Raw genomic sequence first — 16,775 nt, forward strand, 5'->3', positions numbered from 1 at the left:
AGGCTCTAGCGCTGATACACGAAGCCGCCCGAGCCGTGCCTTTGCTGGCCAACGCTACGCTCGCTAGCGTTTCCAGAACGCCTGGGTGCCTCCATTACAGGTATTCAAGAACCCGCCGATAGCAGGCGGATGTCTGCACTTAGGAGTGATCTTTGAAAATCCGTTTGTTGGTTTTTATTTCTGTTTTATCGGTGAGTGGCTGCGGTTCCAACAACTATCAGCAGTCCCCGCAGGAACAACCCTACGATCCGGCGACCACTGCGCGCATCCGGCTTTTTGGCAACAACGGTTTACCCGCTGCCATCAAGCCGGGGCAGGACTGCATGTCGAAACAGGAGCCCGTCTATGCCTATGGCTACAGCCTTGCAGACAAGGTCAACTCGACCCTGGGGCAGCACACCAGGCGCAGTGTGGGCATGCCTGCATCGTGGCGAAGCGAGCACCTTAGCTACGGTGAGTCCTACGCCGAGTTCGTTATTCCTGCGGGAAGACCTTCGGTGGTGCTGATGAAAATGGTCGCTGGGCAAGCTTTTTGTTTGCCCCCTGCCAACGTATTCGAGCCTCAACCGGGCAAGGACTATGAGGCCTATCTGCACCGGCAGAGCGGGACATGCATGGGCGTGATTCGTCAGCTCTCGACGTTGGAGAACCCCGGCCCTGCTGCCGATGTCTCCTCGGATAGCTGCGCCAAGCAATAGACGCATGCCGTAAGCGAGGAGAGGCCTTCTTGCGCCCGCCCGGGCAAGCCTTGCACCTCAGGTGCATTGGGCTTCGATGAACGGCCCACCGTACTCTGCGGTGGGCGAACGCCTCGTTCAGTGGGCTGCAGCGAAGCAGCCGCTCAAGGATTGCCGATCTGCATGCACGAGATTCCGGCAGCCCTGGCGAACGCTTTGGCTTGGGCTGTACAGCTGGTCGCAAAATGTAGAGAAATTGCTTGAAAACGGCAGGGCTCGTGTTAGACATTTTTTGCGGGGTGCCCATAGAATGGGCCTTTCAAGCCTTTGAGGTCTCCCTGTGGAGTTTTTCACCGAATACGCCAGTTTCCTGGCCAAGACCGTGACCCTGGTGGTTGCCATTCTGGTGGTGCTGGTCACTGCCGCTGCCCTGCGTGGCAAGGGGCGCCGCAAGGGCGCCGGGCAGTTGCAGGTCAGCAAGCTGAATGATTTCTACAAGGACCTGCGCGAGCGTCTGGAGCAGAGCCTGCTGGACAAGGATCAGCTCAAGGCCCTGCGCAAGGCCCAGAGCAAGACCGAAAAGAGCCAGAAAAAGCAGAAGAAACAACCGGCCGAAGCCAAGTCCCGGGTGTTCGTGCTGGACTTCAATGGCGATATCAAGGCTTCGGCTACCGAAGGCCTGCGCCACGAGATCACCGCCTTGCTGAGCCTGGCCACGCCCAAGGATGAAGTGGTGCTGCGCCTGGAAAGTGGCGGCGGCATGGTGCACAGCTATGGCCTGGCTTCGTCGCAACTGGCACGCATTCGCCAGGCCGGGGTGCCGCTGACGGTGTGCATCGACAAGGTGGCGGCCAGTGGCGGCTACATGATGGCGTGCATCGGCGAGAAGATTATCAGCGCGCCGTTCGCCATCCTCGGTTCCATCGGCGTGGTGGCCCAGCTGCCCAACGTCAATCGTCTGCTGAAGAAGCACGACATCGATTTTGAAGTGCTCACCGCCGGCGAGTACAAGCGCACCCTGACGGTGTTTGGCGAGAACACCGAGAAGGGCCGGGAGAAGTTCCAGGAAGACCTGGACGTGACCCATCAACTGTTCAAGAACTTCGTGTCCCGCTATCGCCCGCAACTGGCCATTGATGAAGTGGCCACTGGTGAAGTCTGGCTGGGCGTGGCGGCCCAGGAAAAGCTGCTGGTGGACGAGTTGCAGACCAGTGATGAGTACCTGGCGGAAAAAGCCAAGAATGCCGAGGTGTTCCACCTGCACTATGCCGAGCGCAAGAGTCTGCAGGAGCGTGTGGGCCTGGCGGCCAGCGGTTCCATCGACCGCGTGCTGCTGACCTGGTGGAGCCGCCTGACTCAGCAGCGCTTCTGGTAACCCCCGCATTGCAGGCGCCGGCTTTGTAGGAGCTGGCTTGCCAGCGAAAGCGGCTGCCAGGTTTGTAAAAGGCTCAAGGGGCCCTTCGCCGGCAAGCCGGCTCCTACAAAGAGCGCGTTGTTTGTGGGCGTGTGCTGTAGGAGCTGGCTTGCCAGCGAAAGCGGCTGCCAGGTTTGTACAAGGCTCAAGGGCCCCTTCGCCGGCAAGCCGGCTCCTACAAAGAGCGCGTTGTTTGTGGGCGTGTGCTGTAGGAGCTGGCTTGCCAGCGAAGGCGGCTGCCAGGCTTGTACAAGGCTCAAGGGCCTCTTCGCCGGCAAGCCGGCTCCTACGGGTGGTGGGAGAGGCGGATACAAAAAAGCCCTGAAGCGGTTTCCCGGTTCAGGGCTTTTTGTTGGCGCCAGGGCTTAGCGGCGACGGAACAGCGGCAGCGGTTCGTCGGTGGCGGCCTGGTAGGTCACCGAGAAGTCCTTGAGGCTTTCCAGGGCCTCGTAAGGGTCCTTGTCGGCCCGCAGCGCGTAGGCGTCGAAGCCGCAGCGGTGCAGGTAGAACAGTTGGTCGCGCAATACGTCGCCAATGGCCCGCAGTTCGCCTTTGTAGCCATAACGGTCACGCAGCAGGCGGGCGTTGGAGTAGTTGCGGCCATCGGTGAAGGCCGGGAAGTTCAGGGCGATGACCTGGAAATGCTCGACGTCGCCACCGATTTCCTCGGCTTCTTCGTCTGCATCCAGCCATACGCCCAGACCGCCGTCGCGAGCCTTGAGGGCGTGGGCGTGGTCGCGCCACAGGGCCAGCGGCACAATCAGGTCGTCACAGTTGGAGATGCCGTCCAGGGTCGCGTCCTTGGGCAGCAGGTGCCAAGTCTCGTCGATGACCTCGTTGTTCTTAATGATTCGCTGCATAGACGCGCTCCTTGAAGAGGTCGATGCCAATACGTTGATAGGTGTCGATGAAGCGCTCGTCTTCGGTACGTTGTTCCACGTACACGTCAATCAGCTTCGAGATCACGTCGGGCATGTCGTCCTGGGCGAAGGACGGGCCGAGGATCTTGCCCAGGCTGGCGTCGCGGCTGGCGCTGCCCCCCAGGGACACCTGGTAGAACTCCTCGCCTTTCTTGTCCACCCCGAGGATGCCGATGTGGCCGACGTGGTGGTGACCACAGGCGTTCATGCAACCGGAGATGTTCAGGTCCAGCTCGCCGATGTCGAACAGGTAGTCCAGGTCGTCGAAACGGCGCTGGATGGATTCGGCGATCGGGATCGACTTGGCGTTGGCCAGGGAGCAGAAGTCACCACCCGGGCAGCAGATGATGTCGGTCAACAAGCCGATGTTCGGCGTGGCGAAACCGTTTTCACGCAGCTCGCCCCACAGGGTGAACAGCTGGCTCTGCTCGACGTCGGCGAGAATCACGTTCTGTTCATGGGAGGTGCGCAACTGGCCGAAGCTGTAACGGTCGGCCAGATCGGCGATGGCGTCGAACTGCTTGTCGGTGACATCCCCCGGCGCTACGCCGGTCGGTTTGAGCGACAGGGTCACGGCAACGTAGCCCGGCTTCTTGTGGGCCAGGGTGTTGCGCGCTCGCCAGCGGGCAAAGCCCGGGTGCTCCTTGTCCAGGGCCGCCAGTTCGGCGTCCTGGTTGCTCAGGGCCTTGTAGTCCGGATCGACGAAGTGCTTGGCTACACGATGGACTTCGGCTTCGGTGAGGGTGGTCTGGCCGCCACGCAGGTGGACCATTTCCGCCTCGACTTTCTCAGCGAACACTTCAGGGGTCAGGGCCTTGACCAGGATCTTGATTCGCGCCTTGTACTTGTTATCGCGACGGCCATAGCGGTTGTAGACCCGCAGGATGGCGTCGAGGTAGCTCAGCAGGTCCTGCCACGGCAGGAACTCGTTGATGAAGGCGCCAACCACCGGAGTGCGGCCCAGGCCACCACCCACCAGGACCCGGAAGCCCAGCTCGCCGGCGGCGTTGTACACCGGCTCCAGGCCGATGTCGTGGACTTCGATGGCCGCGCGGTCGGAAGTCGAGCCGTTGATGGCGATCTTGAACTTGCGCGGCAGGTAGGCGAATTCGGGGTGGAAGGTGGTCCACTGACGGACGATCTCGCACCAGGGGCGCGGATCGATCAGCTCATCGGCGGCGACACCGGCGAACTGGTCGGTGGTGACGTTGCGCAGGCAGTTGCCGCTGGTCTGGATGGCATGCATTTGCACGGTGGCCAGCTCGGCGAGGATGTCCGGCACGTCTTCCAGGGCCGGCCAGTTGAACTGCACGTTCTGCCGGGTGCTGATGTGCGCGTAGCCCTTGTCGTAGTCGCGGGCGATCTTGGCCATCATCCGCGCTTGGCGCGAGGTCAGTTGGCCGTAGGGCACGGCAACTCGCAGCATCGGGGCAAAACGTTGGATATAGAGGCCATTCTGCAGACGCAGGGGGCGGAATTCTTCTTCGCTCAGCTCGCCTGCCAGATAGCGTCGGGTCTGATCACGGAACTGCTTGACGCGGTCCTCGATGATCCGCTGATCGTACTCGTCGTATACGTACATATAGGTCCAGTTCTCAGGCTACAGGTGGCACACCAGCGCACACGCTCAACGCCACCCATGTAAGCAAATCTGCGCGCACGGCCGCGCACTCCCTTCGGAGCCGGCGAACGATACCAGTTTGTGGTTATGCGCAAAAGTGATGTTTGAGTATATGAAAAGAACCAAAACGACTAACGGTAGGGAGGATGCAGTAACCCCATTTGTGGTAGGGGCAATCCTGAGCTTAACTGTGGGCGTGTCTTTGAGCAGTCACCGACAAAATCTACTAGAGGCGATGCTATGAGCCATCCAACCAAAACAAGGAAAAGTGACAGTAGTGTTGATGCTTGGGCCATTCTCTTTCTGATCATACTGGTCGTGGGTACGGCCGTGTTTTGGGTCAGTCACCAGTAGTCGAGTCCGAACCAGGAGCCCGAATTGTCGGACAATCATGACAATTTGCCGCCGTTGGCCAGTACTTTGCCAGTTATACTGCCTGGGATAATTCTGGGGCTCTTCTCGTAATGTTCAAGGTTCTGTTCAAGTGCTTGCTGTTTCTGAGTCTGCCGTTCTGGGCGGTGGCTCAGGCGACATCCGTGGTGTTTCTCAATCCTGGCAATTCAACCGAAACCTTCTGGGTCAGCTATTCGCAATTCATGCAGGCCGCCGCCCGGGACCTGGGCATGGACCTGCAGATTCTCTATGGCGAACGCAATCCCCAGAACTCTCTCGATCAGGCCCGCGAGCTGTTTCAGCGGGCGCAAAAGCCCGATTACCTGATGCTGGTCAACGAGCAGTATGTCGCGCCGCAGATCCTGCGCATGTCTCAGGGCACCGGGGTCAAGCTGTTTATCGTCAACAGTCCGCTGACCGAAGATCAGCGGGCCTTGATCAACCAGAGTCGCAGCAGTTATTCCGATTGGATCGGCAGCATGGTGGGCAACGACGAAGAGGCCGGCTATCGGATGCTCAATGAGCTGCTGCTCAAGCACGGCCCTGTGCCTGAGGGGCAGAGCATCGACTTGCTGGCGTTCTCCGGGGTGAAAGTCACGCCGGCGGCGCAGTTGCGCGAACAAGGGCTGCGTCGGGCCCTGGCGGAGCATCCTCAGGTGCGCCTGCGGCAAATGGTGTATGGCGAGTGGAACCGGCAGCGGGCGCACGAACAGGCGCGTCAACTGCTGCAGCGCTATCCGCAGACGCAACTGGTCTGGTCGGCCAACGATGAGATGGCTCTGGGGGCCATGCAGGCTGCCCGGGAGTTGGGCCGCAAGCCAGGGGGCGATCTGCTGTTCAGCGGGCTCAACAGTTCACCCGAAGCCTTGCGGGCATTGATCGACGGGCAGCTGTCGGTACTCATGGCCGGGCATTTCACCATCGGTGGCTGGGCTCTGGTGGCCCTGCATGACGATGCGCTGGGGCTCGATCCCCGGCGCCTGGGAGGGCCCGACTGGCAATTGCCGCTGTTCCAGTCATTGACCCGTGCTCAAGCCCAGCAGCTCTTGCGCCTTGGCGATCAGGCCGGGGCCCGTGTCGACTTTCATGGGTTGTCCGCCCAAGGCAAGCCAGACGGCTATCGCTATCCCTTCGGTTTGCAGCTGTTGCTGCGCTGACCGGGCTTCACACCCCAGCCAGATGCATCGCCAGATTGGCGATGCCCAACAGCACCAGGACGAACAGGGCAGTGAAGACAATGCCCAGCACGATGAAGTGACTGGGCTTGCCGTGGCTGAAGTCGCGGGCGCGGTTTTTCCCGCTTTGCACGCCAAAGGCCGCGGCCAGCACGCTTTGCAGCATCTGCAGGAAGGTTGGGGGCTGGTGGTCGTTGCTTGGATCGTCCATAAATCCCTCGACACGGTGGGGTGTCAACAGAGCATAGACAATGCCGTCGGTGATGGCGGGCGGGTGTAGGAACTGGCTCGTAGGAGCTGGCTTGCCAGCGAAGACGCCTCGACCACGCCTTCGCCGACAATCCGGCTCCTACCGCATCTGAGTCAGTTGTCGTAGCCCAGGTTCGGCGCCAGCCAGCGTTCGCTGACCGCCAGGTCCTGGCCCTTGCGCTCGGTGTAGCTCTGCACCTGATCCTTGTCGACCTTGCCCACGGCAAAATACTGCGCCTGCGGGTGGGCGAAGTACCAGCCGCTGACCGCCGCCGCCGGGAACATGGCGAAGTGCTCGGTCAGGAACACGCCGCTGCGGCCGGCGCGGCCTTCGCTGGCCTCGGGGTCGAGCAGGGCAAACAGCGTGCTCTTCTCGGTGTGATCCGGGCAGGCCGGGTAGCCCGGGGCAGGGCGGATGCCGCTGTACTGCTCCTTGATCAGCGCCTCGTTGTCCAGTTGCTCGTCCTTGGCGTAGCCCCAGTAATCCTTGCGCACCTGCTGGTGCAGCCACTCGGCGCAGGCCTCGGCCAGGCGGTCGGCCAGGGCCTTGACCATGATCGAGTTGTAGTCGTCGCCGGCGTCCTGATAGGCCTTGGCCACTTCCTCGGCACCGATCCCGGCGGTGGTGATGAAGCCGCCCACGTAATCGGTGATGCCGCTGTCCTTGGGCGCGACGAAGTCGGCCAGGGAGAAGTTCGGCTTGCCGTCGGTCTTGATGATCTGCTGGCGCAGGTGATGCAGGCGGGCCAGGGGCTGGCCGTCGTCGCCGTAGACTTCCAGGTCGTCGTCCTGCACCTGGTTGGCCGGCCAGAAGCCGAACACCGCCCGGGCACTGATCAGCTTCTCGTTGATCAGCTTGTCGAGCATCTCCCGGGCGTCCTTGTACAGCGCGGTGGCGGCTTCACCCACCACTTCGTCCTCAAGGATGCGCGGGAACTTGCCGGCCAGGTCCCAGGAGATGAAGAACGGCGTCCAGTCGATGTATTCGGCCAGTACCTTGAGGTCGATGTTGTCCAGCACCCGGGCGCCGGTGAAGGTCGGCTTGACCGGCTGGTAGCCGGCCCAGTCGAACTGCGGCTTCTTGGCGATGGCCGCGGCGTAGCTCAGGCGTTCGGTGCGGGCGCTGCGGTTGGCGGTGCGCTCGCGCACTTCCACGTACTCTTCCCGGGTCTTCTCGACGAAGCCGGCCTTGAGCTCCTTGGACAGCAGCTGGGTGGCCACACCCACGGCGCGTGAGGCGTCGGTGACGTAGACCACCGCGTCATTGCTGTACTTGGGCTCGATCTTCACCGCGGTGTGGGCCTTGGAAGTGGTGGCGCCACCGATCATCAGCGGCAGGTGGAAATCCTGGCGCTGCATCTCGCGGGCGACGTGGACCATCTCGTCCAGGGACGGGGTGATCAGCCCGGACAGGCCGATGATGTCGCACTGCTGTTCCTTGGCCACCTGGAGGATCTTCTCCGCCGGCACCATCACCCCGAGGTCGACGATGTCGTAGCCGTTGCAGCCCAGGACCACGCCGACGATGTTCTTGCCGATGTCGTGTACGTCGCCCTTGACCGTGGCCATGAGGATCTTGCCCTTGGCTTCCGGCTTGTCGCCTTTTTCCAGCTCGATGAACGGGATCAGGTGGGCCACTGCCTGCTTCATCACCCGGGCGGATTTCACCACCTGGGGCAGGAACATCTTGCCGGCGCCGAACAGGTCGCCAACCACGTTCATGCCGGACATCAGCGGGCCCTCGATGACTTCGATCGGGCGGCTGAAGCTTTGGCGCGACTCCTCGGTGTCTTCGACGATGTGGGTGGTGATGCCCTTGACCAGGGCGTGTTCCAGGCGCTTGTTGACGTCCCAGCTGCGCCATTCCTCGGTTTCCGCTTCCTTGACGCTGCCGTCGCCCTTGAACTGGTCGGCGATGGCCAGCAGCGCGTCGGTGCCGTTCGGCGTGCGGTTGAGTACCACGTCTTCCACGGCGTCACGCAGCTGCTGCGGGATCTGGTCGTAGATCTCCAACTGGCCGGCGTTGACGATGCCCATGCTCAGGCCGTTGCGGATCGCGTGCAGCAGGAACACCGAGTGGATCGCCTCGCGCACCGGGTTGTTGCCGCGGAACGAGAACGACACGTTGGACACGCCGCCGGAGCTCAGGGCATAGGGCAGCTCATCGCGGATGTAGGCGCAGGCGTTGATGAAGTCCACCGCGTAGTTGTTGTGTTCCTCGATGCCGGTGGCCACGGCGAAGATGTTCGGGTCGAAGATGATGTCTTCCGGCGGGAAGCCCACTTCGTTGACCAGGATGTCGTAGGAGCGCTTGCAGATTTCCTTCTTGCGCGCCTCGGTGTCGGCCTGGCCGACCTCGTCGAAGGCCATCACCACCACGGCGGCGCCGTAGCGCTTGCACAGCTTGGCGTGGTGAATGAACTGCTCCACGCCTTCCTTCATGCTGATGGAGTTGACGATGCCCTTGCCCTGGATGCACTTGAGGCCGGCTTCGATCACTTCCCACTTCGAGGAGTCGATCATGATCGGCACGCGGGAGATGTCCGGCTCGCCGGCGATCAGATTGAGGAAGGTGACCATGGCCTTCTTCGAATCCAGCATCCCCTCGTCCATGTTGATGTCGATCACCTGAGCGCCGGCTTCCACCTGCTGCAGGGCGACTTCCAGGGCTTCGGTGTAGTTGTCTTCGCGGATCAGCCGGGCGAATTTCGCCGAGCCGGTGATGTTGGTGCGTTCACCGACGTTCACGAACAGCGAGTTGCGATCGATGGTGAAGGGCTCCAGGCCCGACAGGCGGCAGGCCTTGGGAATGTCCGGGATCTGCCGCGGGGCATAGCCGGCCACGGCCTTGGCGATGGCGCCGATGTGCCCCGGGGTGGTGCCGCAGCAGCCACCGACGATATTGAGGAAACCGCTCTGGGCGAACTCCTCGATGACCTTGGCGGTTTGTTCCGGCAGTTCGTCGTATTCGCCGAATTCGTTGGGCAGGCCGGCGTTGGGGTGCGCCGAGACATGGGTGCTGGCCTTGTTCGACAGTTCTTCCAGGTACGGGCGCAGCTCGCTGGCGCCCAGGGCGCAGTTCAGGCCCACCGAAATCGGCTTGGCGTGGGCCACGGAGTTCCAGAAGGCTTCGGTGGTCTGGCCCGACAGGGTACGGCCGGAGGCATCGGTGATGGTCCCGGAAATCATGATCGGGAGTTCGAAGCCCAACTCCTCGAAAACGCCCTGCACGGCGAAGATCGCCGCCTTGGCGTTCAAGGTGTCGAAGATGGTCTCGATCAGGATCAGGTCGGCGCCGCCTTCGATCAGGCCCTTGGTGGCCTCGGTGTAGTTTTCCACCAGTTCATCGAAGGTAACGTTGCGGTAGCCGGGGTTGTTGACGTCCGGCGACAGTGAGCAGGTGCGGCTGGTCGGGCCCAGGACACCGGCGACGAAGCGCGGCTTGTCCGGAGTTTCGAGGGTTTTCGCATCCGCCACCTTGCGCGCCAGGCGGGCGCCTTCTACGTTCAGTTCGTAGACCAGTTGCTCCATGCCGTAGTCGGCCTGGGACACCTGGGTGGCGTTGAAGGTGTTGGTTTCGAGAATGTCGGCACCGGCATCCAGGTAAGCTTTTTCGATGGCGCCGATCACGTCAGGGCGGGTCAGCACCAGCAAGTCGTTGTTGCCCTTGACGTCGCTGGGCCAGTCGGCGAAGCGCTTGCCGCGGTAGTCCTGCTCCTCGAGCTTGTAGCTCTGGATCATGGTGCCCATGCCGCCATCAAGAATCAGGATGCGCTCTTTGAGGGCTTGCTGGAGAGCGTGGAGGCGAGCACTGCGATCAGACATGAGAACTACCTGGTAGGGCCATTACGAAGGGCGAGGATCATAGCAAACCTGCATGGTTTTGCGGAATGCGCGGGTTTTGCATGAATATCGCTCATGTTGGTGGTCGGGCGACATCGGTAGAATCGCGGCGTTTTTTACTTTCGGGATCAGGGACATGCCGTACCGTTTTGTCGTTGCCAGCGCTTTGCTGCTGCTCAGTTCATTGTGCATGGCCCAGGGTCCGGCGCCGGCCATTTCCTATACCCGCGACATCCAGCCGATCTTTACCGAGAAGTGCGTGGCCTGTCATGCCTGCTACGACTCCGCTTGTCAGCTCAACCTGGGCAGCGGCGAAGGCGCGAGCCGCGGCGCGTCGAAGATCCCGGTGTACGACGGCGAGCGCAGCGACGCCCAGGCGCCCACGCGGCTGTTCTATGACGCCAGCGGCAAGGCGGCCTGGCAGCGCCAGGGCTTCTATTCGGTGCTCGATGCCCAGGGCAGCCAGGCGGCGCTGATGGCGCGCATGCTCGAACTCGGCCACCGCACGCCATTGCAGCCCAATGCCAAGCTGCCCAGTGACATCGTGCTGGGCCTGAGCCGCGAGAACATGTGCCCGCAGCCGGGTGAATTTGACGCCTATGCCGGTGCTCATCCCAAGGAAGGCATGCCCCTGGCCGTCACCGGCCTCAGCGACCAGCAATACCAGACCCTGCAACGCTGGCTGGCCTCCGGCGCACCAATCGACGAGCAGGGCCTGGCCCCCAGTGCCCGGGAAAGCCTGCAAGTGGCCCAGTGGGAAAACCTGCTCAACGCCCCCGGCGCCCGGGAAAGCCTGGTGGCGCGCTGGCTCTACGAGCACTGGTTCCTCGCCCATATCTATTTCGAAGGCGGCGAGCCGGGGCACTTCTTCCAGTGGGTGCGCTCGCGTACCCCCAGCGGCCAGCCCATCGACCTGATCAACACCCGGCGCCCCAACGACGATCCGGGCACCCAGGTGTATTACCGCCTGTGGCCGGTGCAGGGGGTGATCGTGCACAAGACCCACATCACCTACCCGCTGAGCGCGGCGAAGATGGCCCGGGTCAAGACCCTGTTCTACAGCGGCGACTGGCAGGTCAACGCCTTGCCCGGCTACGGGCCGGCGCGCCGGGCCAACCCGTTCGAGACTTTCGAGGCGATTCCGGCCAAGGCCCGCTACCAGTTCATGCTGGATAACGCCGAATACTTCGTGCGCACCTTCATTCGCGGCCCGGTGTGTCGCGGGCAGATCGCCACGGATGTGATTCGCGACAACTTCTGGGCGCTGTTCCAGGCCCCGGAACACGACCTGTACATCACCGACCCGGCCTATCGCGGCCAGGCCACGCCGCTGCTGGCGATGCCCGGGCAGAACGACGATGTCGGCAGCGTGCTCAGCCTGTGGCTGGCCTATCGCGACAAGCGCAACGAATACGAAGCCCTGCGCCGCGACTTTTATGCCGAGGCCCCGGCGCCCAGCTGGTCCAGCCTGTGGGCCGGCAACGACAACGCGCTGCTGAGCATCTTCCGCCACTTCGACAGCGCCTCGGTGACCAAGGGCCTGATCGGCGAAGTGCCGCAAACGATGTGGCTGTTCGACTACCCGTTGCTGGAGCGCACCTACTATCAGTTGGCGGTGAATTTCGATGTGTTCGGCAACGTTTCCCACCAGGCCCAGACCCGGCTGTACTTCGACCTGATCCGCAACGGCGCCGAGCAGAACTTCCTGCGCCTGATGCCAGCGGGCACCCGCGAGGACTTCCTCGATGATTGGTACCAGAACAGCGGCAAGTTCAAGATGTGGCTGGACTACGAGTCCATCGACGACGGCAAGCGCAGCGCGCTGAAGCTCGACCTCAAGGACCCGAAAAAAGACTTCGCCAACCAGTTGCTGGCGCGTTACGGCGAGCTCAACGCCAAGCCCGATCCGATCAACCGCTGTGACGGCGCCTACTGTTCGCGCCCGAACATCGACCCGGCGCTGCAGGACGCCGAGCAGGCCCTGAGTCGCCTGGCGTCGCGTCCGGCGGCGGGGCTCAGGGTCATCGAGCAACTGCCCGAGGCGACGTTGCTGCGGGTCCAGGCCCCGAGCGGCAAGCGCGAGTTCTACAGCATGCTGCGCAATCGAGCCCACAGTAACGTGGCCTTCATGCTCGGCGAGTCGCTGCGCTACCAGCCGGGGCTGGACACCTTGACGATTTTCCCGGGCATTCTCAGCAGCTACCCGAACTTCATGTTCAACGTTCCGGCCGAGCAGGTGCCGGCGTTTGTCCAGGCCATGCAAGAGGCGCGGGATGCCGCCAGCTTCGAGAAGGTCGTCGAGCGCTGGGGCATTCGTCGCAGCCACCCGCAGTTCTGGCAGTACTTCCACGACCAGACCCGCTACCTGCAGGAAACCGACCCGGTGGAGGCCGGGGTTCTGGACATGAACCGTTACGAAAACCTCTGATACAGGGCCGCTATCTGTCCTCGGGACGCCCGCTGGCGGGCCCCGGGGATGCCTTATACCAAGGTCTATCCCGACAAAAATACTGGGACTTTGTCGGCGGCTTCGATTGGCGTAAACTGCGCCCACGTCTGCGAGGAACCACCATGAGCGCCATAACCATTACCGACGCCGCCCACGATTATCTGGCTGATCTGCTGTCCAAGCAGAACACCCCGGGGATTGGCATCCGCATCTTCATCACCCAGCCAGGTACTCAGTACGCCGAGACCTGCATCGCCTATTGCAAGCCGGGCGAAGAGAAACCCGAAGACAAGGCCCTGGGCCTGAAGAGCTTCACCGCCTATATCGACGCCTTCAGCGAGGGTTTCCTCGATGATGCGGTGGTCGATTACGCCACCGACCGCATGGGCGGCCAACTGACCATCAAGGCGCCCAACGCCAAGGTGCCGATGGTCAATGCCGACAGCCCGATCAACGAGCGCATCAACTACTACCTGCAAACCGAGATCAACCCGGGGTTGGCCAGCCATGGCGGCCAGGTCAGCCTGATCGACGTGGTGGACGACGGCATCGCCGTGCTGCAATTCGGCGGTGGTTGCCAGGGCTGCGGCCAGGCCGACGTGACCTTGAAGGAAGGCATCGAGCGCACCCTGCTCGAGCGCATCCCCGAGCTCAAGGGTGTACGTGATGTCACCGACCACACGCAGAAAGAAAACGCCTACTACTAAGGCGTTCACTGCGGCATGAAAAACGGCGCCCCGTGAGCGCCGTTTTTTTATGCCCGCAAACCAGCGCTCCGAAAAAAAGCCTCCGTAGGAGCCGGCTTGCCGGCGAAAGGGCTCTAGAGCCTTGCACCAGTTCCCAGATCGCCTTCGCTGGCAAGCCAGCTCCTACAAAGCCTCCAGCGCGCCAACGCAGTAACTCCAACCTCGTAGGAGCCGGCTTGCCGGCGAAAGGGCTCTAGAGCCTTGCACCAATTCCCAGATCGCCTTCGCTGGCAAGCCAGCTCCTACAAAGCCTCCAGCGCGCCAACACAGGAACTCCAACCTCGTAGGAGCCGGCTTGCCGGCGAAAGGGCTCTAGAGCCTTGTACCAATTCCCAGATCGCCTTCGCTGGCAAGCCAGCTCCTACAAAGCCTCCAGCGCGCCAACATAGGAACTCCAACCTCGTAGGAGCCGGCTCGCCGGCGAAAGGGCCCGCAAGCCTTGCATCAATGCCGAGATAAGGGGGTCAGGGGCGATAGAGGTGCGCGTGCCCGGCGCGGTACAGCGACGATTCGCTGAACGCGTCCGTGGCCAGTACCCGGCCTACCAGAATCAGCGCCGTGCGCCGGAAGCCCTTGGCCGCAACCTTCTTGGCAATGTCCGCCAGGGTGCCCAGCGCCCAGTCCTGATCCGGCCAGGTGGCCCGATGCACCACGGCAATCGGGCAGTCGGCGCCGTAATGGGGCAGCAGCTCGGCGACGATCTTTTCCAGGTGATTGACCCCCAGGTGGATCGCCATGGTGGCGCCGTGGGCCGCGAGGCTGGCGAACTCTTCGCCGGCGGGCATGGCGGTCTTGTCCGCATAGCGGGTCAGGATCACGCTCTGGGACACATCCGGCAGGGTCAATTCGGCCCCCAGCAGGGCGGCGCAGGCAGCGGTGGCGGTGACTCCGGGGACGATCTCGTAGGGAATGCCCAGCTCCCGCAGGCAGCGGATCTGTTCGCCGATGGCGCCATACAGGCTCGGGTCCCCGGAGTGCACCCGGGCCACATCCTGGCCTTGGGCATGGGCCTCGCGGATCGCCTCGATGATCTGTTCCAGGTGCAGTTCGGCACTGTTGATCACCCGGTCCGCACGGTGACCTTCGAGGACGGCCGCGGGCACCAGCGAGCCGGCGTAGATGATCACCGGGCAGCGATGGATCAGGCGCTGGCCCTTGACGGTGATCAGCTCCGGGTCGCCGGGGCCGGCACCGATGAAATAGACAGTCATGGCTGTGTCCTGTGAAAAAAAAGGCGGGAACAGGGCCGCAGATGAACGATGTTCATATTCGCGACGGGGAATTGTCGGCCAGTTTACCGGCTGGCGGCCAATGCGAGGGTGGCCTGGGCGTATTTCTGGCGGGGGATCAACAGCCGGGCCGGACCGGGGTGCAACTGTTCGGCCAGGGCCAGGGCGGCGCTTTCGGCAACGCCGTAGCAGCCGCTGCGTTCAAAGGCAATCTGCGAGCGGTGGCTCAGGCGCGAGGCGTATGGCGCCAGTTGACTGCTGCTGAAGCAGGTCAGCGGCAGGGCCAGTTGATCCGCCAGTTGCAGCAGGCCGGGCTCGTTGCGCTTCAGGTCGATGCTGGCCAGGGCCAGGAGTTGCCCGCTCTCCAGGCGGTGGGCTTGCAGTACCTGCTCAAGCAGGGCGCGCAGCGTGGTCACTGGGCAGCCCTTCCGGCAACCCAGGCCGACCACCAGGGCCGGCGCCGCGCGCATGTCGATCATGCCGGGTACAGGTCCGTGTTCTTGCGCCGGAACAGCCAGGCGCTGATCAGCCCCAGGGCCAGCCAGAAGGCGGCATTGGTCAACTGCGAGGCAATCTTGAACTGTGCTTCCAGCGCTTCTGGCGCCAGCATCGAGTGCACTTCAGGTTGGGGCGCGCCGATCACGTGGGGCACGGCGATAATCGCCACGCCCAGCAGTTTCAGCAGCCAATGGCCGGCGAACACGATCAGGGCAATGCCCACTGCGGTGGACGCGGCAGTCCCGATCCACCACACCTGGCGCTGCACCAGGTCGGCGGCTGCAGTGCCCGGCAATTCCGGCGGCAGGCCCAGAGTGGGCGCCAGGCAGAAGGTCGCATAGCCGGCGAGCCCCCAGAGCAGGCCTTGCGAGGCACGGCTGGGCGCGCGCAGGGTGTAGAGCCCGGCCAGCATCAGGGCGAAGCCGACCGCTACCACCAGATTGCCGCCGGTGGTGGACAGCGTGCGCTGCCAGCCGTCTTCCGGCTCCCAGGCTTCGGCATCGTGGCTGTGCGCGGCCATGGCGCCGGAGGCATGTTCATGGGCTTCGGCGGCCGGAGCCTGTTCATAGGTTTCCGCCTGCAGGATCAGCGGAGCGACCCACAAGCTTTGCAGCAGGGTCAGCAGCAGGGCCGCCAGCAGCCCGGTGAACCCTGCGGTTTGCGCAATACGCTTGATCATCTCGGCAAGTCTCAATGGCAAGGGAAGGCGGCGCTGTGACGGGTGTCGTGGGCGGCGTTGTGCACCGCTTCGATATGGGAGAAACCGGCGAAATACACCAGGCAGGCGCCCAGCAGCGACGCGCCGATGGCGGCCACCAGACGCTGGCTCAGGGTGGAGGTGCTGCTGGCGGAATGGCTGGTGCTGCTGATGATCGACATGGCGCTTCCCTTTGGAGTGTCGGCTGGGGAGGAGCGCAGCAAAACCCCGCGTGAGGAGCACGCAGGGTTTGCAACAGCGCCCGCCCACCGCGGGTTTGTTATGTAAGTGTTGCGGGCCGGTCTCCGGGCTCGCGAGGGGCAGGGCTGACGCCATGCCGCTAAGTGTCGCCTTCCCATGCCGGGGCACAGTGGATCTGACACTTCGCTCGCTTACCGTTGCGGGGGCAGCACCGGACTGGTCACGGCCTTTTAGTTAAGCACGTGATTCACCGGTTTCCCGTTTCACCCTGTGAAGGGCACCCGTAACAAGGCGCGTAGCAAATCATGGGCGGGGTGATGCCGTCAATTGCGCCAGGCGCTGCATTGCCGATTGACCGTCCCCCGCGCTCTGCGTAGCCTTGCGCGTTCGAGGTTCTTCGGCCAGCGGTCGAAGCTAAGAAGGGAACGCGGTCGATGCCGCGGCTGCCCCCGCAACTGTGATGGGTTGGATTGCTGCAAGGCCACTGCATGGGCGTCGACGACGCCGGCGGGAAGGCGCAGCAAGCGTCGGTCGCGTACCGGCAAGCCCTCAGCCAGGAGACCTGCCTCGATCGAAGATTCTCACTACAACCGGGCGGGGTGATCCGGTGGCGAAATCTCCGCGCGCCTTCGCGCTGCGGTTCTCGTCCCGTATGCCCGCCAC

The 16,775-nt window shown here is 63.0% G+C and carries 13 protein-coding genes and 2 riboswitches; of the genes, 5 read left to right on the plus strand and 8 right to left on the minus strand.

What is annotated here, in order from left to right; all coding sequences use genetic code 11:
* The first annotated feature begins 152 nt into the window (after positions 1 to 152).
* Both BLV47_RS11800 and sohB read left to right on the plus strand, forming a co-directional pair.
* Positions 153 to 698, plus strand: a complete 546-nt coding sequence (locus BLV47_RS11800) for a hypothetical protein (protein WP_092313662.1) — start codon at positions 153 to 155, stop codon at positions 696 to 698.
* A 319-nt stretch (positions 699 to 1,017) separates the two neighbouring features.
* The gene (gene sohB / locus BLV47_RS11805; protein ID WP_060839972.1) at positions 1,018 to 2,052 is read left to right on the plus strand and encodes a protease SohB; all 1,035 of its coding nucleotides are present in this window, start codon (positions 1,018 to 1,020) and stop codon (positions 2,050 to 2,052) included.
* Between the two features lie 404 nt (positions 2,053 to 2,456).
* Here sohB and BLV47_RS11810 read toward each other — a convergent pair whose 3' ends face one another.
* Entirely contained in the window at positions 2,457 to 2,951 is a 495-nt protein-coding gene (locus BLV47_RS11810; protein ID WP_092313665.1) for a DUF934 domain-containing protein, read from the minus strand.
* Positions 2,935 to 4,593, minus strand: a complete 1,659-nt coding sequence (locus BLV47_RS11815; RefSeq protein WP_047305033.1) for a nitrite/sulfite reductase — start codon at positions 4,591 to 4,593, stop codon at positions 2,935 to 2,937. Before BLV47_RS11815 ends, BLV47_RS11810 begins: the two co-directional genes overlap by 17 nt.
* A 503-nt stretch (positions 4,594 to 5,096) precedes the next feature.
* On the opposite strand from BLV47_RS11815, the gene BLV47_RS11820 reads away from it, so the two are divergent.
* Positions 5,097 to 6,182, plus strand: coding sequence for an ABC transporter substrate-binding protein (locus BLV47_RS11820; protein WP_092313668.1), 1,086 nt, complete (start codon positions 5,097 to 5,099; stop codon positions 6,180 to 6,182).
* Between the two features lie 7 nt (positions 6,183 to 6,189).
* Here the strand turns inward: BLV47_RS11820 and BLV47_RS11825 are convergent, their stop codons facing one another.
* On the minus strand, positions 6,190 to 6,411 hold the full coding sequence (locus BLV47_RS11825) for a DUF2970 domain-containing protein (protein WP_060844002.1): 222 nt from the start codon (positions 6,409 to 6,411) through the stop codon (positions 6,190 to 6,192).
* Positions 6,412 to 6,563: 152 nt separating this feature from the next.
* The gene (metH, locus tag BLV47_RS11830) at positions 6,564 to 10,274 is read right to left on the minus strand and encodes a methionine synthase (RefSeq protein WP_092313671.1); all 3,711 of its coding nucleotides are present in this window, start codon (positions 10,272 to 10,274) and stop codon (positions 6,564 to 6,566) included.
* A 154-nt stretch (positions 10,275 to 10,428) separates the two neighbouring features.
* Between metH and BLV47_RS11835 the strand changes: the two genes are divergently transcribed.
* Both BLV47_RS11835 and nfuA read left to right on the plus strand, forming a co-directional pair.
* On the plus strand, positions 10,429 to 12,720 hold the full coding sequence (locus BLV47_RS11835; RefSeq protein WP_092313674.1) for a fatty acid cis/trans isomerase: 2,292 nt from the start codon (positions 10,429 to 10,431) through the stop codon (positions 12,718 to 12,720).
* 143 nt (positions 12,721 to 12,863) lie between these two features.
* The gene (gene nfuA, locus BLV47_RS11840) at positions 12,864 to 13,448 is read left to right on the plus strand and encodes a Fe-S biogenesis protein NfuA (protein WP_047305029.1); all 585 of its coding nucleotides are present in this window, start codon (positions 12,864 to 12,866) and stop codon (positions 13,446 to 13,448) included.
* Between the two features lie 503 nt (positions 13,449 to 13,951).
* Here the strand turns inward: nfuA and cobM are convergent.
* The 4 genes from cobM to BLV47_RS11860 all read right to left on the minus strand — a co-directional run bounded on the left by cobM (position 13,952) and on the right by BLV47_RS11860 (position 16,093).
* Positions 13,952 to 14,698, minus strand: coding sequence for a precorrin-4 C(11)-methyltransferase (gene cobM, locus BLV47_RS11845; protein WP_092313677.1), 747 nt, complete (start codon positions 14,696 to 14,698; stop codon positions 13,952 to 13,954).
* Positions 14,699 to 14,781: 83 nt separating this feature from the next.
* Positions 14,782 to 15,195 (minus strand): cobalamin biosynthesis protein, encoded by a 414-nt coding sequence (locus tag BLV47_RS11850; RefSeq protein ID WP_092313680.1) that lies wholly within the window; start codon positions 15,193 to 15,195, stop codon positions 14,782 to 14,784.
* On the minus strand, positions 15,192 to 15,893 hold the full coding sequence (locus tag BLV47_RS11855; protein ID WP_092313683.1) for a CbtA family protein: 702 nt from the start codon (positions 15,891 to 15,893) through the stop codon (positions 15,192 to 15,194). Before BLV47_RS11855 ends, BLV47_RS11850 begins: the two co-directional genes overlap by 4 nt.
* 11 nt (positions 15,894 to 15,904) lie before the next feature.
* On the minus strand, positions 15,905 to 16,093 hold the full coding sequence (locus BLV47_RS11860) for a CbtB domain-containing protein (protein ID WP_060839964.1): 189 nt from the start codon (positions 16,091 to 16,093) through the stop codon (positions 15,905 to 15,907).
* Positions 16,094 to 16,190: 97 nt separating this feature from the next.
* Positions 16,191 to 16,412, minus strand: a riboswitch (cobalamin riboswitch).
* A 73-nt stretch (positions 16,413 to 16,485) separates the two neighbouring features.
* A riboswitch (cobalamin riboswitch) is annotated at positions 16,486 to 16,696 on the plus strand.
* Positions 16,697 to 16,775 lie beyond the last annotated feature (79 nt).

Source organism: Pseudomonas saponiphila, from assembly GCF_900105185.1.
In the GTDB taxonomy this organism is placed as follows: Bacteria; Pseudomonadota; Gammaproteobacteria; order Pseudomonadales; family Pseudomonadaceae; genus Aquipseudomonas; species Aquipseudomonas saponiphila.